19 protein-coding genes and 3 tRNA genes are annotated in these 23,036 nt (G+C 70.5%); 5 read left to right on the top strand and 17 right to left on the bottom strand.

The window, feature by feature from the left end; genetic code table 11:
* Positions 1-172: 172 nt before the first annotated feature.
* The 10 genes from ACFWI8_RS29410 to ACFWI8_RS29365 all read right to left on the bottom strand — a co-directional run bounded on the left by ACFWI8_RS29410 (position 173) and on the right by ACFWI8_RS29365 (position 13,195).
* Positions 173-4,072 (bottom strand): DNA-directed RNA polymerase subunit beta', encoded by a 3,900-nt coding sequence (locus ACFWI8_RS29410; protein WP_387097706.1) that lies wholly within the window; start codon positions 4,070-4,072, stop codon positions 173-175.
* 94 nt (positions 4,073-4,166) lie between these two features.
* Positions 4,167-7,652, bottom strand: a complete 3,486-nt coding sequence (gene rpoB / locus ACFWI8_RS29405) for a DNA-directed RNA polymerase subunit beta (RefSeq protein WP_387097696.1) — start codon at positions 7,650-7,652, stop codon at positions 4,167-4,169.
* A gap of 480 nt (positions 7,653-8,132) precedes the next feature.
* Positions 8,133-8,519: a 50S ribosomal protein L7/L12 gene (gene rplL / locus ACFWI8_RS29400; protein WP_387097693.1), complete on the bottom strand. Its 387-nt coding sequence runs from the start codon at positions 8,517-8,519 to the stop codon at positions 8,133-8,135.
* Positions 8,520-8,590: 71 nt separating this feature from the next.
* Positions 8,591-9,136, bottom strand: coding sequence for a 50S ribosomal protein L10 (gene rplJ, locus ACFWI8_RS29395; protein ID WP_311603824.1), 546 nt, complete (start codon positions 9,134-9,136; stop codon positions 8,591-8,593).
* A gap of 311 nt (positions 9,137-9,447) precedes the next feature.
* Positions 9,448-10,371, bottom strand: a complete 924-nt coding sequence (locus ACFWI8_RS29390; protein ID WP_387097690.1) for a hypothetical protein — start codon at positions 10,369-10,371, stop codon at positions 9,448-9,450.
* Positions 10,372-10,505: 134 nt separating this feature from the next.
* The gene (gene rplA / locus ACFWI8_RS29385; RefSeq protein WP_311603827.1) at positions 10,506-11,225 is read right to left on the bottom strand and encodes a 50S ribosomal protein L1; all 720 of its coding nucleotides are present in this window, start codon (positions 11,223-11,225) and stop codon (positions 10,506-10,508) included.
* A gap of 77 nt (positions 11,226-11,302) precedes the next feature.
* Positions 11,303-11,734, bottom strand: a complete 432-nt coding sequence (gene rplK / locus ACFWI8_RS29380; RefSeq protein WP_113689416.1) for a 50S ribosomal protein L11 — start codon at positions 11,732-11,734, stop codon at positions 11,303-11,305.
* Positions 11,735-11,910: 176 nt separating this feature from the next.
* Positions 11,911-12,729, bottom strand: a complete 819-nt coding sequence (gene nusG / locus ACFWI8_RS29375; RefSeq protein WP_311603829.1) for a transcription termination/antitermination protein NusG — start codon at positions 12,727-12,729, stop codon at positions 11,911-11,913.
* A gap of 42 nt (positions 12,730-12,771) precedes the next feature.
* Positions 12,772-13,041 (bottom strand): preprotein translocase subunit SecE, encoded by a 270-nt coding sequence (gene secE / locus ACFWI8_RS29370; protein ID WP_132934052.1) that lies wholly within the window; start codon positions 13,039-13,041, stop codon positions 12,772-12,774.
* Positions 13,042-13,122: 81 nt separating this feature from the next.
* A tRNA-Trp gene (locus ACFWI8_RS29365) sits at positions 13,123-13,195 on the bottom strand.
* Between the two features lie 169 nt (positions 13,196-13,364).
* Here ACFWI8_RS29365 and ACFWI8_RS29360 point away from each other — a divergent pair.
* Positions 13,365-14,597, top strand: coding sequence for a pyridoxal phosphate-dependent aminotransferase (locus tag ACFWI8_RS29360; protein WP_387097685.1), 1,233 nt, complete (start codon positions 13,365-13,367; stop codon positions 14,595-14,597).
* Positions 14,598-14,666: 69 nt separating this feature from the next.
* A complete protein-coding gene (locus ACFWI8_RS29355; protein WP_387097682.1) occupies positions 14,667-15,686 on the top strand; it encodes an adenosine deaminase in 1,020 nt (339 codons plus the stop codon).
* A gap of 10 nt (positions 15,687-15,696) precedes the next feature.
* On the opposite strand, the gene ACFWI8_RS29350 is transcribed toward ACFWI8_RS29355, so the two are convergent.
* From ACFWI8_RS29350 to ACFWI8_RS29320, 7 genes are all read right to left on the bottom strand, one after another.
* The gene (locus tag ACFWI8_RS29350; RefSeq protein WP_387097679.1) at positions 15,697-16,752 is read right to left on the bottom strand and encodes a UDP-N-acetylmuramate dehydrogenase; all 1,056 of its coding nucleotides are present in this window, start codon (positions 16,750-16,752) and stop codon (positions 15,697-15,699) included.
* A gap of 70 nt (positions 16,753-16,822) precedes the next feature.
* Positions 16,823-17,257, bottom strand: coding sequence for a PPOX class F420-dependent oxidoreductase (locus ACFWI8_RS29345; RefSeq protein WP_387097676.1), 435 nt, complete (start codon positions 17,255-17,257; stop codon positions 16,823-16,825).
* A gap of 293 nt (positions 17,258-17,550) precedes the next feature.
* Positions 17,551-17,985, bottom strand: coding sequence for a MaoC family dehydratase (locus tag ACFWI8_RS29340; protein ID WP_387097673.1), 435 nt, complete (start codon positions 17,983-17,985; stop codon positions 17,551-17,553).
* A 2-nt stretch (positions 17,986-17,987) separates the two neighbouring features.
* Positions 17,988-18,443 (bottom strand): MaoC family dehydratase N-terminal domain-containing protein, encoded by a 456-nt coding sequence (locus ACFWI8_RS29335; protein WP_387097670.1) that lies wholly within the window; start codon positions 18,441-18,443, stop codon positions 17,988-17,990.
* 109 nt (positions 18,444-18,552) lie between these two features.
* Positions 18,553-18,717: a 50S ribosomal protein L33 gene (gene rpmG, locus ACFWI8_RS29330; protein ID WP_062207566.1), complete on the bottom strand. Its 165-nt coding sequence runs from the start codon at positions 18,715-18,717 to the stop codon at positions 18,553-18,555.
* A 96-nt stretch (positions 18,718-18,813) separates the two neighbouring features.
* Positions 18,814-18,886, bottom strand: a tRNA-Met gene (locus ACFWI8_RS29325).
* Between the two features lie 45 nt (positions 18,887-18,931).
* Positions 18,932-19,004, bottom strand: a tRNA-Thr gene (locus ACFWI8_RS29320).
* Positions 19,005-19,142: 138 nt separating this feature from the next.
* On the opposite strand from ACFWI8_RS29320, the gene ACFWI8_RS29315 reads away from it, so the two are divergent.
* The 3 genes from ACFWI8_RS29315 (at position 19,143) to ACFWI8_RS29305 (ending at position 23,028) form a co-directional block, all read left to right on the top strand.
* On the top strand, positions 19,143-20,321 hold the full coding sequence (locus ACFWI8_RS29315) for a hydrolase (protein WP_387097667.1): 1,179 nt from the start codon (positions 19,143-19,145) through the stop codon (positions 20,319-20,321).
* A 128-nt stretch (positions 20,322-20,449) separates the two neighbouring features.
* A complete protein-coding gene (locus tag ACFWI8_RS29310; protein WP_387097664.1) occupies positions 20,450-22,333 on the top strand; it encodes an exo-alpha-sialidase in 1,884 nt (627 codons plus the stop codon).
* Positions 22,334-22,356: 23 nt separating this feature from the next.
* Positions 22,357-23,028 carry an NAD(P)H-binding protein gene (locus tag ACFWI8_RS29305; RefSeq protein ID WP_387097661.1) on the top strand — a complete coding sequence of 224 codons (672 nt, stop codon included), beginning with the start codon at positions 22,357-22,359 and terminating at the stop codon, positions 23,026-23,028.
* The last annotated feature ends 8 nt before the right edge of the window (positions 23,029-23,036 follow it).

Below are 23,036 nucleotides of genomic sequence, written 5' to 3'. Positions count from 1 at the left end.
GCGCGGCACCGCACGGCCGCAGGCCGACACGGCCGCAGGCCGACACGGCCGCAGGCCGACACGGCCGCAGGCCGACACGGCCGCAGGGCCCGGCGCGTGGCGGCGAAGCCGCCGAGCCGGGCCCTGCGAGCCGGCCGCTCGGGCACAGCGCCCAGCGAACCGGTGGTGAGATTCAGCCCTGGTAGGGGCCGTAGTCGTAGTCCTCCAGCGGAACCGCCTGGCCGGAGCCGGTGCCGAACGGCGAGTAGTCGATGTCGTCGTAGCCGACCGCCGAGTACATCGCCGCCTTCGCCTCCTCCGTCGGCTCGACCCGGATGTTCCGGTAGCGGGACAGGCCCGTGCCGGCCGGGATCAGCTTGCCGATGATCACGTTCTCCTTGAGGCCGATCAGCGAGTCCGACTTGGCGTTGATCGCCGCGTCGGTGAGGACCCGCGTCGTCTCCTGGAAGGACGCCGCCGACAGCCACGACTCGGTGGCCAGCGACGCCTTGGTGATACCCATCAGCTGCGGACGGCCGGAGGCCGGGTGGCCGCCCTCGGCCACGACCCGCCGGTTCTCGGACTCGAACTTCGAGCGCTCGACGAGCTCGCCCGGCAGCAGCTCCGCGTCGCCGGACTCGATGATCGTCACCCGGCGCAGCATCTGCCGGACGATGATCTCGATGTGCTTGTCGTGGATGGCCACACCCTGCGAGTTGTAGACCTTCTGGACCTCGCCCACCAGGTAGACCTGGACGGCACGCTGGCCCAGGATCCGCAGCACGTCGTGCGGGTTGGCCGCGCCGACGGTCAGCGGCTGGCCGACGGTGACCTGGTCGCCCTCGCCCACCAGCAGCCTGGCGCGCTTGGAGACCGCGTAGGAGGTCTCGTCCGAGCCGTCGTCCGGGGTGACCACGACCTTCTTGGTCTTCTCGGTCTCCTCGATCCGCACCCGGCCGGCCGACTCGGAGATCGGCGCGACACCCTTCGGGGTCCTGGCCTCGAAGAGCTCGACCACACGCGGCAGACCCTGCGTGATGTCCTCACCGGCGACACCGCCGGTGTGGAAGGTACGCATGGTCAGCTGGGTGCCGGGCTCACCGATCGACTGGGCGGCGATGATGCCGACCGCCTCGCCGATGTCGACCAGCTTGCCGGTGGCCAGCGAGCGGCCGTAGCACATGGCGCAGGTGCCGACGGCGGACTCGCAGGTCAGCACGGAGCGGGTCTTGACCGTCTCCACGCCGTGGTTGACCAGCTCGTCGATGAGCACGTCGCCCAGGTCGGTGCCGGCCGGGGCCAACACCTTGCCGTCGACGACGATGTCCTCGGCCAGGCAGCGGGCGTAGACGCTGCTCTCGACGTTCTCCGCCTTGCGCAGCACGCCGTCCGCACCGCGGGACGCGATCGCCAGCTTGAGGCCGCGCTCGGTGCCGCAGTCCTCCTCGCGGATGATGACGTCCTGCGAGACGTCCACCAGACGCCGGGTGAGGTAACCCGAGTCGGCGGTACGCAGCGCGGTGTCGGCCAGACCCTTACGGGCACCGTGCGTGGAGATGAAGTACTCAAGCACGGACAGACCCTCGCGGAACGAGGCCTTGATCGGCCGCGGGATGGTCTCGTTCTTCGCGTTGGAGACCAGGCCACGCATACCCGCGATCTGACGCATCTGCATCATGTTTCCGCGGGCCCCGGAGTCGACCATCATGAAGATCGGGTTCGTCTTCGGGAAGTTCTCGTTCATCGCGGTGGCGACCTCGTTGGTCGCCTTGGTCCACAGGGCGATGAGCTCCTGCGTCCGCTCGTCCTTGGTGATCAGACCACGCTCGTACTGCTTCTGGACCTTCTCGTCCTGAGCCTCGTAGTCGGCCACGATCTGCTTCTTGGCCTCGGGCACGACGATGTCCGAGACCGCGACGGTGACACCGGACCTGGTGGCCCAGTAGTAACCGGCGGACTTGAGGTTGTCCAGCGCGGCCGCGACCACGACCTTGGGGTAGCGCTCGGCCAGGTCGTTGACGATCTGGGAGAGCTGCTTCTTGCCCACGGACTGGTCGACGAACGGGTAGTCCTCGGGCAGCAGCTCGTTGAAGAGCGCGCGGCCCAGCGTGGTGCGCAGCCGGAAGCTGTCGCCCGACTGGTACTCCGGCTCGCCCTCGACCGGCTCCGGCGCGACCCACTCCCGCGGCGGGACGGTGCCCACCGGGAAGCGGATGTCGATCTTCGCCTGGAGCGAGAGCTCGCCGGCGTCGAACGCCATGATCGCCTCGGCGGTCGAGGAGAACGACCGGCCCTCGCCGCGGACCTCCCGCTCCTCCTCGTCGGTGGTGAGGAAGAACAGCCCCAGCACCATGTCCTGGGTGGGCATGGTCACCGGGCGGCCGTCGGCCGGCTTCAGGATGTTGTTCGAGGACAGCATCAGGATGCGGGCCTCGGCCTGCGCCTCGGCGGACAGCGGCAGGTGCACCGCCATCTGGTCGCCGTCGAAGTCCGCGTTGAACGCGGTGCAGACGAGCGGGTGGATCTGGATCGCCTTGCCCTCGACCAGCTGCGGCTCGAAGGCCTGGATGCCGAGGCGGTGCAGGGTCGGGGCGCGGTTCAGCAGCACCGGGTGCTCGGCGATGACCTCTTCGAGGACGTCGTACACGACGGTGCGCTGGCGCTCGACCATGCGCTTGGCCGACTTGATGTTCTGCGCGTGGTTGAGGTCCACGAGCCGCTTCATCACGAACGGCTTGAACAGCTCGAGCGCCATCGCCTTGGGCAGGCCGCACTGGTGCAGCTTGAGCTGCGGGCCGACGACGATGACGGAGCGGGCCGAGTAGTCGACGCGCTTGCCGAGCAGGTTCTGCCGGAAGCGGCCCTGCTTGCCCTTGAGCATGTCGGACAGCGACTTCAGCGGCCGGTTGCCAGGCCCGGTGACCGGACGACCACGGCGGCCGTTGTCGAACAGCGCGTCGACGGCCTCCTGGAGCATCCGCTTCTCGTTGTTGACGATGATCTCGGGCGCGCCCAGGTCGAGCAGCCGCTTGAGGCGGTTGTTCCGGTTGATGACCCGGCGGTACAGGTCGTTCAGGTCGGAGGTCGCGAAGCGGCCACCGTCCAGTTGCACCATCGGGCGCAGGTCCGGCGGGATCACCGGGACGCAGTCGAGGACCATGCCCTTGGGGCTGTTGGAGGTCTGCAGGAACGCGGAGACCACCTTGAGCCGCTTGAGGGCGCGGGTCTTCTTCTGACCCTTGCCGGTGCGGATGATCTCGCGGAGGCGCTCGGCCTCCTCGTCCAGGTCGAAGGTCTCCAGCCGCTTCTGCAGCGCGGCGGCGCCCATCGAGCCGTCGAAGTAGGTGCCGAAGCGGTCCCGCAGCTCGCGGTAGAGCAGCTCGTCGCCCTCCAGGTCCTGGACCTTGAGGTTCTTGAAGCGGTTCCAGACCTCGTCGAGGCGGTCGAGCTCGCGCTGCGCGCGGTCCCGGAGCTGCTTCATCTCGCGCTCCGCGCCCTCGCGCACCTTGCGGCGGGCGTCGGCCTTGGCACCCTCGGCCTCGAGCTCGGCCAGGTCGGCCTCCTGCTTCTTGGCCCTGGCCTCCAGGTCGGCGTCGCGGCGCTGCTCGATCTGCTGGCGCTCGACGGAGATGTGCGCCTCAAGCGACGGCAGGTCGCGGGTGCGACGCTCCTCGTCCACGTACGTGATCATGTACGCGGCGAAGTAGATGACCTTCTCCAGGTCCTTGGGGGCCAGGTCCAGCAGGTAGCCGAGCCGGGACGGCACGCCCTTGAAGTACCAGATGTGGGTCACCGGCGCGGCGAGCTCGATGTGGCCCATCCGCTCGCGACGCACCTTGGCGCGGGTCACCTCGACGCCGCAGCGCTCACAGATGATGCCCTTGAAGCGGACGCGCTTGTACTTGCCGCAGTAGCACTCCCAGTCCCGGGTGGGGCCGAAGATCTTCTCGCAGAAGAGGCCGTCCTTCTCGGGCTTGAGGGTGCGGTAGTTGATGGTCTCCGGCTTCTTGACCTCGCCGTGTGACCACTGACGGATGTCGTCGGCGGTCGCCAGGCCAATCCGCAGTTCGTCGAAGAAGTTGACGTCGAGCACTCTCGTCAATCCCTCTCAGTGTCGTGTCATCAATGGTCTGATCGGGGTCTCGGGGCGGCCGGCGGAGCCGTGTGCGCTCCGCCGGCCGGACCCGTCAGACCTCTTCGACGCTGCTCGGCTCGCGCCGGGACAGGTCGATACCCAGCTCTTCCGCGGCGCGGAAGACGTCCTCGTCGGTGTCGCGCATCTCGATGGACATGCCGTCCGAGGACAGCACCTCCACGTTGAGGCAGAGCGACTGCATCTCCTTGATGAGGACCTTGAAGGACTCCGGGATGCCCGGCTCGGGGATGTTCTCGCCCTTGACGATGGCCTCGTAGACCTTCACGCGGCCGGTGACGTCGTCGGACTTGATGGTCAGCAGCTCCTGGAGGGCGTAGGCGGCGCCGTACGCCTCCAGCGCCCATACCTCCATCTCGCCGAAACGCTGTCCGCCGAACTGGGCCTTACCACCCAGCGGCTGCTGGGTGATCATCGAGTACGGGCCGGTCGAACGGGCGTGCAGCTTGTCGTCGACGAGGTGGTGCAGCTTGAGGATGTACATGTAGCCGACCGAGATCGGGTCGGGGAACGGCTCGCCGGAGCGGCCGTCGAACATCCGCGCCTTACCGGTGGGCAGCACCAGGCGGTCGCCGTCGCGGTTGGGGATGGTGGACTCGAAGAGACCGGCCATCTCGTCCTCGCGGGCACCGTCGAACACCGGGGTGGCGACGTTGGTGCCGGGCGCGACGTCGTCGGCGCCGATGGCCGCAAGACGCTGCTTCCACTCCGCGTCCGTGCCCTCGACCTTCCAGCCCTGGGAGGCCAGCCAGCCCAGGTGGATCTCGAGGACCTGGCCCGGGTTCATCCGGGAGGGCACGCCCAGCGGGTTGAGGATGATGTCGACGGGGGTGCCGTCCTCCAGGAACGGCATGTCCTCGACGGGCAGGATCTTGGAGATCACGCCCTTGTTGCCGTGCCGGCCGGCCAGCTTGTCACCGTCGGTGATCTTGCGCTTCTGCGCCACGTAGACGCGGACCAGCTGGTTCACGCCCGGGGGCAGCTCGTCGCCCTCCTCGCGGTCGAAGACGCGCACGCCGATGACCTTGCCGGTCTCACCGTGCGGCACCTTCAGCGAGGTGTCACGGACCTCACGCGCCTTCTCGCCGAAGATCGCGCGCAGCAGCCGCTCCTCGGGGGTCAGCTCGGTCTCGCCCTTCGGGGTGACCTTGCCGACCAGGATGTCGCCGGCCTCGACCTCGGCGCCGATACGGATGATGCCGCGGTCGTCCAGGTCGGCCAGGACCTCCTCGGAGACGTTCGGGATGTCCCGGGTGATCTCCTCGGGGCCCAGCTTGGTGTCCCGGGCGTCGACCTCGTGCTCCTCGATGTGGATCGAGGAGAGGACGTCGTCCTGCACAAGACGCTGGGAGAGGATGATCGCGTCCTCGTAGTTGTAGCCCTCCCACGGCATGAAGGCGACCAGCAGGTTCTTGCCGAGCGCCATCTCGCCGCGCTGGGTGGAGGGACCGTCGGCGATGACCTGGCCCGCGATCACCCGCTCGTTCTCCTCGACCAGGACCTTCTGGTTGTAGGAGGTGCCCTGGTTGGAGCGGTGGAACTTGGCCAGCCGGTGGGTGACGTGGGTGCCGTCGTCGTTGGCGATGGTGATGTAGTCGGCGGAGACGTCGCTGATGACGCCGTCCTGCTCGGCCTTGATCACGTCGCCCGCGTCGACCGCGGAGCGGTACTCCATGCCGGTGCCGACCAGCGGGGACTCCGCCTGGATCAGCGGCACGGCCTGGCGCATCATGTTCGAGCCCATGAGCGCGCGGTTGGCGTCGTCGTGCTCGAGGAAGGGGATCATGGCCGTCGCGACCGACACCATCTGGCGCGGCGAGACGTCCATGTAGTCGACCTCGGTGCCGGCGACGTAGTCGACCTCGCCGCCCCTCCGGCGGACCAGCACGCGGCCCTCGGCGAACCGGTAGTCGTCGGTCAGCCGCGCGTTGGCCTGCGCGATGACGAACCGGTCCTCCTCGTCCGCGGTCAGGTAGTGGACCTCGTCGGTGACGACGCCGTCGGTGACCTTGCGGTAGGGGGTCTCCACGAAGCCGAACGCGTTCACCCGGCCGAAGGCGGCGAGCGAACCGATCAGGCCGATGTTCGGGCCCTCTGGGGTCTCGATCGGACACATCCGCCCGTAGTGCGACGGGTGCACGTCACGGACCTCGAGGCCGGCCCGCTCACGGCTCAGACCACCGGGGCCGAGCGCGTTCAGGCGGCGCTTGTGCGTCAGCCCGGAGAGCGGGTTGGTCTGGTCCATGAACTGGGACAGCTGGCTGGTGCCGAAGAACTCCTTGATGGAGGCGACGACCGGCCGGATGTTGATCAGGGTCTGCGGCGTGATCGCCTCGACGTCCTGGGTGGTCATGCGCTCGCGGACGACGCGCTCCATCCTGGCCAGGCCGGTGCGGACCTGGTTCTGGATGAGCTCGCCGACGTTGCGCAGGCGGCGGTTGCCGAAGTGGTCGATGTCGTCCGTCTCGACGACGATCGTCCGACCGCTCGCGGTGGTGGTCTCGGTCTCGCCCGCGTGCAGCTTGACCAGGTACTTGATCGTGTTGACGATGTCCTCGACGGTGAGCACGCCGGCGTCCAGCGGCTCGTCCCCGCCGAGCTTCTTGTTGATCTTGTACCGGCCGACCTTGGCCAGGTCGTACCGCTTCGGGTTGAAGTACAGGTTCTCCAGCAGGGTCTGCGCGGCCTCGCGGGTCGGCGGCTCGCCCGGGCGGAGCTTGCGGTAGATGTCGAGCAGCGCGTCGTCCTGGCCCTGGGTGTGGTCCTTCTCCAGGGTGGCCCGCATCGACTCGTACTCGCCGAACTCCTCGAGGATCTGGTCCGAGGTCCAGCCGAGGGCCTTGAGCAGCACGGTCACGGACTGCTTGCGCTTGCGGTCGATGCGCACGCCGACCATGTCGCGCTTGTCGATCTCCATCTCCAGCCAGGCACCCCGGGAGGGGATGATCTTGGCGGAGAACAGGTCCTTGTCGGACGTCTTGTCGATCGTGCTGTCGAAGTACGCGCCCGGCGAGCGGACCAGCTGCGTCACGACGACGCGCTCGGTGCCGTTGATGCAGAAGGTGCCCTTGTCGGTCATGAGCGGGAAGTCGCCCATGAAGACCGTCTGGGACTTGATCTCACCGGTCTCGTTGTTGGTGAACTCGGCGGTGACGAAGAGCGGGGCCGCGTACGTGAAGTCGCGCTCCTTGCACTCGTCGATCGAGTTCTTCGGCGGCTCGAAGCGGTGGTCACGGAAGGTCAGGGACATGGAGCCCGAGAAGTCCTCGATCGGGGAGATCTCCTCGAAGATCTCCTCCAGACCCGACTTCGTCGGAACGTCCTGTCCACTTTCCAGCGCGGCCTCGACGCGGGCTTTCCAGGCGTCGTTACCGAGGAGCCAGTCGAAACTCTCGGTCTGCAGCGCAAGGAGATTCGGAACCTCGAGCGGTTCCTTGATCTTCGCAAAGGAGACGCGCAGCGGTGCGGTGCTGGCGCCGTTGTTCGTACTGTTGGTCGAGGCGTTGCGCGAGGCGGCCAAGAGGGGGTCCTTCCGAGGGCTCGGACTCTCTGCGCGCGTGCCCGCCCCCCTGGTGACGGGCAGAGAGAAGCTAGGCAGCGCAAAGGGTCAGTGTAGCCACATGACCCACTGATGTCCAATGCCACTATCAACCATCGAGGAGCCACCCTCGGTGTTCTCTCAAGCCGACCCGCTCCCGACCGCCTCGGTCGCCGGGTGCGGACCCGTCTGCCGGATGTTTCCCGCGTGCGCCGGGATCCATGCCTCGGAACATGGACCTATCTGGCCACGCGACCTGAGAATCGCGCGCCCGCCGCGGTTCGTCAAGGCCCGAGGCGACCCCTCGGCCCCCGTCGACGGCCGAAGATCACCATACCCGTCACCCGCGTCAGGGCAAGCAGGCGGCCGACACAAAGCCGCGGGGCGACCACCCTGATGGGTGATCGCCCCACAGCGACCGCGTGGACGGCGGTCAGAGGATCTCTCGGCAAGAGACCGGGGTCACTTGACCTCGACGCTGGCGCCGGCGCCCTCGAGGGCCTCCTTGGCCTTGTCGGCGGCCTCCTTGTTGACCTTCTCGACGACCGCCTTCGGGGCGCCGTCGACGAGCTCCTTGGCCTCCTTCAGGCCGAGCGAGGTCAGCTCGCGCACGACCTTGATGACCTGGATCTTCTTCTCGCCGGCACCGGTCAGGATGACGTCGAACTCGTCCTTCTCGGGCTCGGCCTCGGCGGCGGCGCCACCACCGGCCGGGGCGGCGGCGACGGCGACCGGGGCGGCGGCCTCGACGTCGAACCTCTCCTCGAACGCCTTCACGAAGTCGGAGAGCTCGAGGATGGTCATGCCGGAGAACTGCTCGAGCAGCTCGTCCTGGGACAGCTTCGCCATGATGGCGGTCCTTCCTGCTAAGTCGGCTGGGTGCCGGGGAAACCGGGTGTGTGACGTGAGTGGGCGGATGCCTACTCGGCGGGAGCCGGCTCGCCGGCACCTTCCTGCTCGGCCTTCGCGCGCAGCGCGTCCACGGTGCGGACGAACTTCGTGAGCGGGGCCTGGAAGGTCGCCGCGGCCTTGGCCGTGGTCGCCTGCAGGGCACCCGCCAGCTTGGCGAGCAGTACCTCGCGGGACTCGATGTCCGCGAGCCTGTTGACCTCGTCGGCGGTCAGCGACTTGCCGTCGATGAAACCGCCCTTGATGACGAGCGCCGGGTTCTCCTTGGCGAAGTCGCGCAGGCCCTTCGCCGTCGCGACCGGGTCACCGGTCACGAAGGCGACGGCCGTGGAGCCCTTGAAGTACTCGTCGAGTCCGTTGACCCCGGCCTCCTTGGCCGCGATCTTGGACAGCGTGTTCTTCGCCACGCTGTACTGAGCGTTCTCACCGAGCGAACGGCGCAGCGTCTTGAGCTGCGCGACGGTGAGACCGGTGTACGCGGTGACGACGGCCGCGTTGGACTTCGCGAACTTCTCCTGAAGTTCCGCGACGGCTGCCGCCTTGTCGGTGTTCGCCATAACCTCGGCCCTCCTTCCGGGTTCTGCCGGGTGATGAAAACCGCACGGAAGGAAGGGTCACGCAGAAACGGACAGCGCCCCAAAAAGAAAGCGCCCCGGCGCAGGCGCTCAGGGCGTAGAACGGGGACCATGGGTCCACCACATCGCACACGATCACCTGCGCAGGCCGTCCGCACTCGGCGGATCCTTCGGCCACCTGAACCCTGACGGGACCAGGCAGCGACCAGCGGTCTTTGGCTACCGCAGCAATGTACGCGAACGGCTCGGCGCCAGGCAAATCCAGTGCCCGGCGCCGGCCGGCGGGGGTGCGGTCAGAGGGACTCGGGCTGGACGCCCATGCTCTCCATCAGCTCCATGAAGTCGACGTAGGAGCCCTCCTCGGGGGCAGCCACGTCGACGTCGGCGCCGAGGTCCGTGTAGCGCACCTCGGTGGTCACCGGGCCCATCTCGGAGTCGAACGCCTGGCGGATCTGGATCGGGAAGTCGTTCTCGTCGACCCAGACGTCGATGTCGTACGACTCGATGCCCGACTGCTCCATGTTGTCGGTGAGCTGCTGGAGCTCCTCCTCGGTGAAGACGTCCGCCGCGCCGTTGTTCTGCAGGGCATCCTCGACGGAGACCGTGCCCTGGTAGTGCTCGACGGTCACGCCGTCGATCTCCTCCTCGCCGACCGACTCGATGTCGGGTGACTGGAGCAGCAGCCCCATCTGCGCGGACGGGTCCTGGCTGGCCTCGTCGAAGCCCATGTCCATGGCCTGCGCGAGGGCCGGGTCGCCGGACTCCTCGGCGAGCGCGCCCATGTCCATCATCATCCACTCGCGGCCGTCGAACTCGGCCGCGAAGGACTCGCCCAGGTTCATGTACATCACGTCGTTGAGCATGACCATGCGCATCTCGGAGGGAGCCTCGGGGCCGAGCTGCATCGCCTCGCCGCTCAGGGTGGCGTCCAGCACGACGCCGTCGCCCCAGGACATGAAGCCCGAGATCTCGACCTCACCGCCGGTCGCCGTCGTGGGCCCCGAGGTCGTCGCCGTGAAGCCGGCGGAGGTGATCTCGGTGGTGGACTCGGCTGCGGCCTGCACCGCGCTGAAGGCGTCGCCCGACGTGGCCCCACCGTCGCGCTCGCCGCCGCCGAAGGCGCCCTCGTCACCGTCCTCCGAACCGCTACAGGCCGCCGTGGCGCCGACCAGCACCACCGCGGCGGCGCTCAGTGCGGCTCGGTGTATGGAACGCATGCTTCCCCCCTGGGAATTGTGAACAAGTACACCAGTTCTCCACCTTAACCCGGGCTGCCGACAACGGCGAACGCCCGCTCCCGCTCTGTGACAGAACGGGAACGGGCGTGGTGGTGCTCGCGGTTCGTCGCGCGTCAGGCGGCGACGCCGTCCTCCTCGAGGAGGTCACGCGTGCGGTTGGGGTCGACCGGCACACCGGGGCCCATCGTCGTGGTGATGGTGGCCTTCTTGAGGTAACGCCCCTTCGCCGCGGACGGCTTGAGCCGCAGGATCTCGTCCAGCGCGGCGGCGTAGTTCTCCACGAGCTGCTGCTCGCTGAAGGACACCTTGCCGATGATGAAGTGGAGGTTGGAGTGCTTGTCCACCCGGAACTCGATCTTGCCGCCCTTGATGTCGGTGACGGCCTTGGCGACGTCGGGGGTGACGGTGCCGGTCTTCGGGTTCGGCATCAGGCCGCGCGGACCGAGCACCCGGCCCAGGCGACCGACCTTGCCCATCAGCTCGGGCGAGGCGACCACGGCGTCGAAGTCGAGGAAGCCCTTGGCGACGCGGTCGATCAGCTCGTCGGAGCCGACGATGTCGGCGCCGGCGGCCTCCGCCGCCGCCGCACGGTCACCGGTCGCGAAGACCAGGACCCGGACGGTCTTGCCGGTGCCGTGCGGGAGGTTGACGGTGCCGCGGACCATCTGGTCGGCCTTGCGCGGGTCGACGCCCAGGCGCATGGCGACCTCGACGGTCGCGTCGAACTTGGCCGTCGAGGTCTCCTTGGCGAGACGGACGGCGTCGAGCGGTGCGTAGACGGCGGTCTTGTCGACCTTCGCGTCGGCGCCGCGGAGATTCTTGCTGCGCTTCACTGCTGCTCCTGCAAGCTGGCGAATGGAGTCGTGGTCCGGACCAGCGCCTGGCCCTGCCACGGTTGGGGTTGCTGCGATCAGCCCTCGACGGTGACGCCCATGGAACGGGCGGTGCCGGCGATGATCTTCTCGGCGGCGTCCAGGTCGTTGGCGTTGAGGTCGGGCATCTTGGTCGTGGCGATCTCACGGACCTGGGCGCGGGTGATCTTCGCGACCTTGGTCTTGTGCGGCTCGCCCGAGCCCTTCTCGACGCCGGCGGCCTTGAGGATCATCTTCGCGGCCGGCGGGGTCTTGGTGATGAAGGTGAAGGAGCGGTCCTCGTAGACCGTGATCTCCACCGGGATGACCCAGCCGCGCTGCGACTCGGTCGCCGCGTTGTAGGCCTTGCAGAACTCCATGATGTTGACGCCGTGCTGACCCAGCGCCGGGCCGACCGGCGGAGCCGGGTTGGCGGCACCCGCCTGGATCTGGAGCTTGATCAGCCCCGTGACTTTCTTCCTGGGAGGCATGCTCTCCGGGTCCTTAACCTCGTGAACGGTGCGCGTCCGCCCTGGCCGGGCGGAGGCATACCGCACCACGGTACCGGCCGCCGCTTCCCCGCCCAAATCCGGGCCCTCACGGCCGCAGGGGCCCTGACCGCGGCGGAACCGCGGTCAGGGCCCCTGCGGGCCGAACGTGCGAGGCGTCAGTTCTTCTGGATCTGGTCGAAGCTCAACTCGACCGGCGTCTCGCGGCCGAAGATCTCGACGAGGCCCTTGACCTTCTTGGAGTCCGGGTTGATCTCGTTGATCGTGGCCTGCAGCGTGGCGAACGGGCCGTCGGTGACGGTGACCGAGTCGCCGACCTCGAAGTCGAGGACCTGGACCTCGACCTTGCGGCCGCCGGCCGCCGCGCCCTCGGCGCCCGCCTCGGCCGCGGCCTTCTGCTCGGCCTCGGGGGCCAGCATCTTGACGATCTCGTCCAGCGTCAGCGGGTACGGGTCGTAGGCGTTGCCCACGAAGCCGGTGACGCCCGGGGTGTTGCGGACCACGCCCCAGGACTCGTTGGTCAGGTCCATCCGCACCAGGACGTAGCTCGGCAGCTTGTTCTGCTTGATGGTGCGGCGGTCGCCGTTCTTGATCTGGACGACTTCTTCCTGCGGCACCTCGACCTGGAAGATGTAGTCCTCGACGTTGAGCGAGACGGCGCGCTGCTCGAGGTTGGTCTTCACGCGGTTCTCGTAACCCGCGTAGGTGTGCACGACATACCACTCGCCGGGGAGGACCCGCAGTTCCTCGCGGAGCTGCGCCACGGGGTCCACCGGCTCCTCAACCGCTTCTTCCGCGGGCTCGCCGGCCTCGTCCTCGTCCTCGACGCGGACCGCGGCCTCCTCGGCGGGCTCGCCGGCCGCGGCCTCGGCAGCTTCCTCCTGGTCGACGGTGTCCGCTGCCTCGACAATGTCACGCGCGGTGTCCTCGCCCTCGACCTCGGCGGACGCGGCGTCATTGTGGTTCGGGTCAGACACGGTAGCTGCTTCTTCCTGACTTACGACACGGAGGTGAATGGGTCAGCCGAAGACGTACTCGACGGCCCGGCTGAATCCAAAGTCAATCACGGTCAGGATGCAGATGACGACGATCACGAAGACGATCACCGCCGTCGTGTAGGTCGAGAGCTGGCGCCTGGAGGGCCAGACCACCTTGCGGAGCTCGGCGACGACCTGGCGGTAGAAGAGTGCGAGCCGACCCAACGGGCCGCGCTTGGCGCGACGGCCGCGGCGTTTGCCGGTGCCCTCCCCCTGGGGCTGGGGCTCGGGGGTCTCCACGGAGTCTGTGATCCCAGCCACTCGTCCTCACCTGATCCCGGTCATGGTCAAAGGCCGCCCGGCCACCCGGACGGCTGTTCACCTTACGTGTAGCAGGGCCGGAGGGACTTGAACCCCCAACCGCTGGTTTTGGAGACCAGTGCTCTACCAATTGAGCTACGACCCTTTGCCGCGTGGTGCCCGACAACGTACCGCATCGGAAGCGCCACCGGTGAGGAGTGTACGTGCTGAATCGCCGCCCGTCGAACGGGTAGGAGCGCGGGAGCAGTGATCCACGCGAGGACGGTGGGAGATCCCATGTGCCACAGCCGTGCCATGTCTGGGACGATGCCCCTATGAGTGCCGCGACATCCCCAGCTCCCGAAGCGCCCCGGGTCTCGGCCCGGATCGGCGCCATCTCCGAGTCGGCCACGCTGGCCGTGGACGCCAAGGCCAAGGCCCTCAAGGCCGCCGGCCGTCCGGTGATCGGATTCGGCGCCGGCGAGCCCGACTTCCCGACCCCCGACTACATCGTCGAGGCGGCGGTCGAGGCGTGCCGCGCCCCCCGGTTCCACCGCTACACGCCGCCGGGCGGGCTGCCGGAGCTGAAGGAGGCGCTGGTCGCCAAGACGCTGCGCGACTCGGGTCTGACGATCACGCCGTCCCAGGTGCTGGTGACCAACGGCGGCAAGCAGGCGATCTACGAGGCGTTCGCGGCCCTGCTCGACCCGGGCGACGAGGTCATCGTGCCGGCCCCTTACTGGACGACGTACCCGGAGTCGATCCGGCTCGCGGGCGGCGTGCCCGTGGAGGTGGTCGCGGACGAGACCACCGGATACCGGGTGAGCGTCGAGCAGTTGGAGGCGGCGCGCACCGAGCGCACCAAGGTGCTGCTGTTCGTCTCGCCGTCCAACCCGACCGGCGCGGTGTACTCGCGTGCGCAGACCGAGGCGATCGGCCGCTGGGCCGCCGAGCACGGCCTGTGGGTGCTGACGGACGAGATCTACGAGCACCTGGTGTACGGCGACGCCGAGTTCAGCTCGCTGCCAGTGCTGGTCCCCGAGCTCGCCGACCGCTGCGTGATCGTCAACGGCGTGGCCAAGACGTACGCCATGACCGGCTGGCGGGTGGGCTGGCTGATCGGCCCGCAGGACATCGTGAAGGCCGCCACCAACCTCCAGTCGCACGCCACCTCCAACGTGAGCAACGTGGCGCAGGCCGCGGCGCTCGCCGCCGTCTCCGGCGACCTGACGGCGGTGGCCGAGATGCGGTCCGCCTTCGACCGGCGCCGCCGCACGATCGTGCGGATGCTCGACGAGATCGAGGGCGTCGACTGCCCGGAGCCCGAGGGCGCGTTCTACGCCTACCCGTCGGTCAAGGCGCTGCTCGGCAAGGAGATCAGGGGCCGGCGGCCGGCCACCAGCCTGGAGCTCGCCGCGGTGCTGCTCGAGGAGGCGGAGGTGGCGGTGGTGCCGGGTGAGGCGTTCGGCACCCCCGGCTACCTGCGGCTGTCCTACGCGCTGGGCGACGACGACCTGGTCGAGGGCGTCTCGCGGATCCAGAAGCTGCTGGCCGAGGCACGGGACTGAGGTTCGGGGAGGTCCCCCTGGGGGGTATGCGACTACCGGACGTCGCCGCGTATACGGCAGGATCTGAAGATGGATCGTGTACGTGACGTCCGGTCGCTCCCCAAGGCGCACCTGCATCTGCACTTCACCGGGTCGATGCGTCCCGGAACGCTGCTCGAGCTGGCCGACAAGTACGGGGTCAGCCTGCCGGATGCGCTGAGCGGGGACCGGCCGCCACGGCTGCGGGCCACGGACGAGCGCGGCTGGTTCCGCTTCCAGCGGCTCTACGACGCGGCGCGCGCCTGCCTGCGGGCCCCCGAGGACATCCAGCGGCTGGTCCGCGAGGCGGCCGAGGAGGACCTGGCGGACGGCTCGCGCTGGCTGGAGATCCAGGTCGACCCGACGTCGTACGCGCCGCGGCTCGGCGGCCTGATCCCCGCGCTGGAGATCATCCTGGACGCGGTGGAGACCACGGCCCGGGAGACCGGCCTCGGGATGCGGGTGCTGGTTGCGGCCAGCCGGATCAGGCACCCGCTGGACGCCCGCACGCTGGCCCGCCTCGCCGTCCGCTACCGGGACCGCGGGGTCGTCGGGTTCGGCCTGTCCAACGACGAGCGCCGGGGCATGGCGCGCGACTTCGACCGGGCCTTCGCGATCGCCAGGGACGGCGGGCTGCTGGCCGCGCCGCACGGCGGCGAGCTGTCGGGCCCGGCCAGCGTCCGCGACTGCCTCGACGACCTGCGGGCCGCGCGGATCGGCCACGGGGTGCGGGCGGCCGAGGACCCCTACCTGCTGGAGCGGCTGGCCGCGGCACGGGTGACGTGCGAGGTGTGCCCCGCGTCCAACGTGGCGCTCGGGGTCTACGAGACGCTGGCCGACGTGCCGCTGCGGACCCTGTGGGGCGCCGGCGTGCCGATGGCGCTCGGCGCGGACGACCCGCTGCTCTTCGGCTCGCGGCTGGCCGCGCAGTACGAGATCGCCCGGGAGCACCACGGCTTCACCGACGTCGAGCTGGCCGAGCTGGCCCGCCAGTCGGTGCGGGCCTCGGCGGCGCCGGAGGACGTGCGGGAGAAGATCCTGGTCGAGATCGACGAGTGGCTGGCCGTGTAGGGCCCGGCGCTCAGAGGGCGATGCCGACCAGCACCGGCTCGTTGACCAGGGTGACGCCGAACGCCGCGCGGACCCCGTCCCGCACCTCGCGGGCGAGGTCGAGCACGTCGGCGGCCGTGGCCTCGCCGCGGTTGGTGAGGGCGAGGGTGTGCTTGCCCGAGATGCGGGCGCGGCCCGTGCCGTACCCCTTGGTGAAGCCGGCACGGTCGATCAGCCAGGCGGCCGACGTCTTGGTGCGGCCCTCGCCGGCCGGGTAGGCGGGCGGCGCGGCGTCGGGCCCGAGGCGGTCGGCGACGCGGGCGAGGAACGCGGCGTGCTCGGCGTCGTCCAGGATCGGGTTGGTGAAGAACGAGCCGGCGGACCAGGTGTCGTGGTCCTCCGGGTCGAGCACCATGCCCTTGCCGGTGCGCAGCTTGAGGACGGCCTCGCGCGCCCTGCCGACGGGCACCCGCGCCCCGGGGGCCACGCCGAGCAGCCTGGCGGCCTCGGCGTAGCGGATGGGCCCGGAGAGGCCGCCGGCGTCCTCCAGGTCAAGCCGGACCCGCAGCACGACGTGGCGGTCGGGCTCGGCCTTGAAGCGGCTGTGCCGGTAGGCGAAGCCGCACTCGGCGCCGGGGATGGTGACGACGGCGCGGGCGACGCGGTCGTAGGCGACGACCTCGCTGATGACGGAGGAGACCTCCTGGCCGTAGGCGCCGACGTTCTGGATCGGGGTGGCCCCGGCGGAACCGGGGATGCCGGCCAGGCACTCGACGCCGGCGAGCCCGGCGTCCACGGTGCGGGCGACGGCGTCCGACCAGTTCTCGCCGGCGGCGAGCTCCAGGCGGGTGCCGTCGAGGTGGTGTCCCGTGGTGGCGACGCGCAGCGCGGTGCCGGGGAAGCCGGCGTCGCCGACGAGCAGGTTGCTGCCGCCGCCGACGACCAGCAGCGGCGTCCCGGCCTCGTCGGCGGCGCGCACCTCGGCGACCACCTCGTCGTCGGTCTCGGCCACCACGAGCCGCCGCGCCGGGCCTCCGACCCGGAGGGTGGTCAGGGGCGCGAGCGATGCGTTCTGGGTCTCCTGCACCACCCCAGCCTAAGCGCCCTGCCGGGCGCGACGGCCCGAAGGGCGTGGGTGGCGCGGCCGGTCCGGTACGTCAACCGACGCGGGCGCCGTAGACGTGGTCGACGGTCATGGTCATGAGCACCCGGCGGTCCGAGACCATCACGGAGCGGTACTCGTCCCAGTCCGGGTGCTCGCCGGCGGCCCTGCGGTAGTACTCCACCAGGGCCTCGACCTCGGGCCCGTGCGGGTCGGTCCCGGGACCGGTGAGCGTGGCCACGCCCTCGGCCGTGGCCCACGACCACCCGTCGGCGCTGGTGACCTCCAACGTGGCCCGCGGGTCGCGCCGCAGGTTCACCGTCTTGGCCCGCCCCTCGGTAATGGAGACGAGGATGACCTCGGCCTCCCGGTCGTAGAACGGCATGACGGGCGACAGCTGCGGCCGCCCGTCGGCCTTGATGGTCGCCAGCACCCCGAGCCGGCTCTCCGCGAGCAGCTCACGCGGATCGAAGGACGCGGTCGTCGTCATGAGACGATCATCGCCCCTGACACCGTGTCAGGGTCAAGCGGAGCCCCCTCCGGCCGGCGGCCGCCGAGGAACTGCGCCGAGCCGAGTGGCGAGCCTTCGGCCCGGTACCCGCTTCGCGGGACGGGACCGGCGAAGCCAGCCCCTGCGGGCGGCCGGGGGGACATCGAGCCGGTCCGCCGGGCGGCCACGGCCGGCACGGATACCCGAGCCCTGCGGCCTTCCGAACCCGGAGCGGCGAAGCCGCCGGCAGGGCTGAGGCCCCTTCGAGGCGTTCAGCCCGCCAGGGCGGCCTGTCACGAAAGGCGGACGACCGCCCGGGCGAGGCCGAGGACCTTCTGGCCGGCGCTGCGCGCGGTGATGTCGACGCGGACGGTGCGGGCCTCGTCGTCGAGGAGGGCCGCGACCTTGGCGGTGACCTCGATCTCCGCGCCCTTGTCGTCGTCGGGGACGACGACCGGCTTGGTGAAGCGCACGCCGTACTCGAGCACCGCGCCCGGGTCACCGGCCCAGTCGGTGACGACGCGGCCCGCCTCGGCCATGGTGAACATGCCGTGCGCGATCACGTCCGGCAGGCCCACCTCCCTGGCGAACCGCTCGTTCCAGTGGATGGGGTTGAAGTCGCCCGAGGCGCCCGCGTACCGCACCAGCGTGGCGCGGTCGACCGGGAAGACGACGCCCGGCAGCTCGGTCCCGACCTCGACGTCCGCGTACGCGATCCTCGCCGCCACGCCTACTCCCCCGCCCCGCTCATCCTGGCCACCAACTTGGTGTGCACGGTCACCACATGCTCGCCGGACGCGTCGTGCACGTCGCCGCGCACGTCCACGATCTCGTTGCCGGCGCGCGAGCTCACCGCCTCGATGACCGAGGTCACCGAGAGCCGGTCGCCGGCGCGCACTGGGCGGGCGTAGGCGAACTTCTGGTCGCCGTGGACCACCCGGCTGTAGTCGAGGCCGAGCTGCGGGTCCTGGATGACCGTCTGGGCCGCCGCGAAGGTGATGGAGAACACGAAGGTCGGCGGGGCGATCACGTCCGGGTGGCCGAGCGCCTTGGCCGCCTCCGGGTCGGTGTAGGCCGGGTTGGCGTCCCCGATGGCCTCGGCGAACTCGCGGATCTTCTCGCGCCCCACCTCGTAGGGCACGGTGGGCGGGTAGCTCCGCCCCACGAAGGACTCGTCCAGTGGCATGGGACCCCTCTCGACTCGACTGCCCGGCCTGACGGTGACCGGCCAGACAGCCTACGAGGCCGCTCCCGGGGACGGGAGCGGCCTCGTCTACGAAACTCTGCGATCGCTGTTAGCGGGTCTCGCGGTGTGCGGTGTGCGCGTTGCAACGCGGGCAGTGCTTCTTCATCTCCATACGGTCCGGGTCGTTACGCCGGTTCTTCCTGGTGATGTAGTTCCGCTCCTTGCACTCCACGCAGGCCAGCGTGATCTTCGGGCGGACGTCGGTGGCAGCCACGTGAGTGCTCCTTGACGGATGGACGGGTAAAACACTTGCTTCAACACAGAGAGAGTAGCCGATCGGAGGACTTAGCCCTCAATCGGCTACTGGGGGTAGCGGCGACCGGACTTGAACCGGTGACACAACGATTATGAGCCGTTTGCTCTACCGACTGAGCTACGCCGCCCCTGAGATGAGAGTCCCCGCCCGATGACGGAGACCGACATCCCAGAGCCCCAAAACGGAATCGAACCGTTGACCTTCTCCTTACCATGGAGACGCTCTGCCGACTGAGCTATTGGGGCGAGCGCTGAAGAGATTACACGGTCCCGGGCAGAAGGAGAAATCCATAGGGAGTGGGGACCAACCGCCGGCCACCACGGCGGTACGACTATTCCCTCCTTGCCCTCCCGGGCCCCGCCCGCCCCGTACGCTCCATGCCGATGCTTGCACTCAGGGGACCTCGGCTCGCCGACGGGCGCACCGTCGACCTCCTGCTGAGCGCGGAGCGGATCGAGGCCGTCGGCACCCCGGGGAGCCTGGCCCCGCCCGCCGGCGCGCAGGAGGCGGATCTCTCCGGCTATCTGCTGCTCCCGGCGCCCGCCGAGCCGCACGCCCACCACGACACGGCCCTGACCGGCTCCGGCGGCGGGCCGCCGGCGACCGGCCAGGCGGCGCTGCGCCGCCGCATCACGGAGGCGGCGCTGATCCAGCTCGGGCACGGGGCCACCGCCCAGCGCAGCCACGTCAGGATCGGCGGCGCCGAGTCGCTGGCGGCGCTCGAGGCCGCCCTGGAGACGGCACGGGCGCTGCGCGGCCTGGCGGAGCTGAGCGTGGTCGCGGTGCCCCGGCTGCTGACGGGCCTGGCCGGGGCCGAGAACCGGGCGCTGCTGAGCGAGGCGGCCAAGATGGGCGCCGGGGCGCTCGGCGGCTCGCCCGATCTCGACCCTGATCCGGCCGGCTACCTGGACGTCGTGCTGGGCATCGCGGAGGAGCACGGTTGCGCGATCGACCTGCACACGGACGGCGCCGACCCGGCCAGGCTCGCCCGGCTGGCGTCGGCGGCCGGCGCCTGCCGGTCCGGGGTGGTGATCGGCCCCTGCGGCGGGCTCTCGCTGCTGGCGCCGGAGGACGCGGCGCGGGCGGCGGGGCGGCTCGCGGCCGCCGGGATCACCGTGGTCTGCCTGCCACAGGGCCCGTGCGGGCTCGCCGCCGCACGGGGCGGGGCGGCGGTGCGGCTGCTCACGACGGCCGGGGTGCGGGTGGCGGCGGGCGGCGGGGCGCTGCGGGACGCGGTCAACCCGGTGGGGCGCGGGGATCCGCTGGACACGGCGCACCAACTGGCGGCGCGCGGCCTCTACCGCCCGGCCGAGGCCTACCGGGCGGTCAGCGGCCGGGCCAGGGCCGCGCTCGGGCTGCCCGAGGTGCGGATCGAGGCGGGTTTTCCGGCCGAGCTGCTCGCGGTGCGGGGGCGCACGGTGGCCGACGCGCTCTCCCTGGCATACAGCAGGCTGGTGATCCACCGGGGCCGGATCGTGGCCAGGACCAGCGCCGTTCGCGAGTACTGCGGTGCGGGGGCGGCCGGTGGGCCGGAACTCCCGCGCCAGGCCACCGGATACTGACCGGCCACGGCTCCTTGTCACAGTCTTCGCAACAGGAGACACTTCGTGACGGTTCGTCGGACGTGGGATGTCGGACGTACCGAGCCGCGTTCGTCGAGCGATGCCCGAGCCGGAAGGCAGGTCCTGGCATGGCGTTGACCCTTCGTCGAGCGGCGGTCGCCGCCGCGACCCTCGCTCTCACCCTCCCCCCCCTCCCCTCACTCGCCGCCGCGCCGAGCGCCGAACCGGGCGTCGCGCCAAGCGCCGACCCGACGGCCATCGAGCAACAGGTGATCTTCCGCGCCGCCGAGGACGGCGGGTACGCCTGCTTCCGCATCCCCGCCATCGTGCGCACCAACGCCGGCACCCTGCTGGCGTTCGCCGAGGGCCGCACCAACGACTGCACGGACGGCGGCGACATAGACATCGTCGTCAAGCGGTCCACGGACGGCGGCCGCACGTGGAGCCCGTACCAGGTGATCGACGAGGGCGACGGCGACACGCACGGCAACCCGGCGCCCGTCGTGGACACCAGGACCGGCCGGATCCTGCTGCCGTCCACCCGCAACCCGGGCGTGCCGGGCGGCGGCGACTGCCAGGCGCCGTGCCAGCGGATCCCGTACCTCTCCTACAGCGACGACGACGGCCTCACCTGGTCGGAGCCGCGCAGCCTGGCCGAGGAGCTGCGTCCCGACGACTGGAACTCCTGGTACGCCACGGGCCCGGTGCACGGCGTCCAGCTGACCAGGGGCGAGCACGCCGGCCGGCTGGTGTTCACCGTCAACGCGGAGAGCTACGCGGACGGTCGCATCACGCACGGCCATGCCGCACTCGCCTACAGCGACGACGGCGGGGACAGCTGGACGCTCGGCGCGGTGGACAGCTACCCGGTGGCTGTCGACGGCACCTGGCGGCAGCGGCCTTCCGAGGCGACGCTGGCCGAACTGCCCGACGGCACGCTCTACATCAACGGCCGGGAGCAGGGCGGCACCGACCTGGGCCACCGCACGCACGCCTGGAGCAGGGACGGCGGCGAGACCCTCACCGCGCCGTACCGGGCGGTGCCCGACCTCTACGCGCCGCAGGTGCAGGGCTCGGTGCTGCCGTTCGACGACGAGCGGCTGCTGCTGGCGGTGCCGTCCGATCCCGACCGGCGGCGCCGGATGATGGTGCGCTCCTCGTGGGACGGCGGCCGGACCTGGGAGAGCGTCGAGCAGGGCGCGCTGGTCACCACCGACTGGTCGGGCTACTCGGACATGGTCAGGATCGACGGCGCGACGGTCGGCCTGATGTACGAGGCGGGCCCGGTGGACGCGCGGGACGAGATCAGGTTCGCGCGCTTCGGCGCGGACTTCCTCGGCCCACGGGACGGCGCGGGGCCGACGACCCGCGACGCGGCGCGCGGCGCCGCACCCGCCACCGTGCACGGCGGCGCGGCCACGACGGACGGGCGGTTCGGTGCCGGCGTGGCGTTCGACGGCGCCGACGACGCGGTGCGGCCACCGTACCGGGAGGAACTCCCGCTCGGCGACGGCGACTTCACGGTGAGCCTGTGGTTCAGGTACGAGGCGACGAGCGGGCAGCACCCCTTCCTGTGGATGGGCGGGGTGGGCGGGAACAATCCACAGGTGTGGATCCGCGCCGAGCCCGGCAGCGGGCGGATCCGCGCGCTGCTGACCGCCAGGGACGGCGGGTCGCCGCCCGCCTCGGCCTCGGTGGACGCGCCGGCCGCCCACAACGACGGCCGGTGGCACCACCTGGCGTTCACCCGGTCCGACGGCCGGCTCTCGCTGGCGGTGGACGGCGGCGAGCCGGTGACGGCGGCCGACGTGGCGGGCAGCGTCAGCCGCAACTCCACGTTCGGCGTCCACCTCGGGCAGCGTCCTGACCGCCTGCAGTGGATGTCGGGAGCGCTCGACGAGGTGCGGGTGTACGACCGGGCGCTGTCGGCGGGCGAGTTGGCGTGGCTCAGGGCGTTCAACGTCGGCCCCCGGGACGCCGTCGTGTCGCTGCCGCTGGACCGCGTCCGGTAGCGGCATGACGTACGGTCGCCGGTATGCGCACAGTCATCGCGGGTGGACACGGAAAGATCGCGCTGCGGCTGGAGAAGCTGCTGGTGGCGCGGGGCGACGAAGCGGTGGGGCTGATCAGGAACCCGGAGCACGCCGCGGAGCTGCGGGCGCTGGGTGCCGAACCGGCGGTCTGCGACCTGGAGTCGGCCTCGGTCGCGGAGGTGGCCCGCGCCCTGGAGGGCGCGGACGCGGCGGTCTTCGCGGCGGGCGCGGGCCCGGGCAGCGGGGCGGCCCGCAAGGAGACGATGGACCGGGCCGGTGCCGTGCTGTTCGCGGACGCGGCGGAGCTGGCCGGGGTGCGGAGGTTCCTGGTGGTCTCGGCCATCCACGCGGACCGGGAGCCGCCACCCGGCACCGACCCGGTGTTCGTCGCCTACCTGCGGGCCAAGGCGGCGGCGGACGCGGACATCAGCGCCCGCACCGGGCGCCTGGCGTGGACGATCCTGCGGCCCGGCGGCCTCACGGACGAGCCGGGCACCGGCCGTGTGACGCTGGCGGAGTCGACGGAGCGCGGTTCCATCAGCCGGGACGACGTGGCGGCGGTGCTGCTCGCCCTGCTGGACACTCCCACCACGACCGGCCTCAGGCTCGACCTGGTGGGCGGGGAGACGCCGATCGCGCAGGCGGTCTCGGAGGTGGCGCACGTCGCCCGCTGAGCCGGCGG

It is taken from the genome of Streptomyces sp. NPDC127098, assembly GCF_042722465.1.
In the GTDB taxonomy this organism is placed as follows: domain Bacteria; phylum Actinomycetota; class Actinomycetes; order Streptomycetales; family Streptomycetaceae; genus Streptomyces; species Streptomyces millisiae.
The sequence above is the reverse complement of the archived record's forward strand: the minus strand, read 5'-3'. Positions and strand labels throughout refer to the sequence as shown.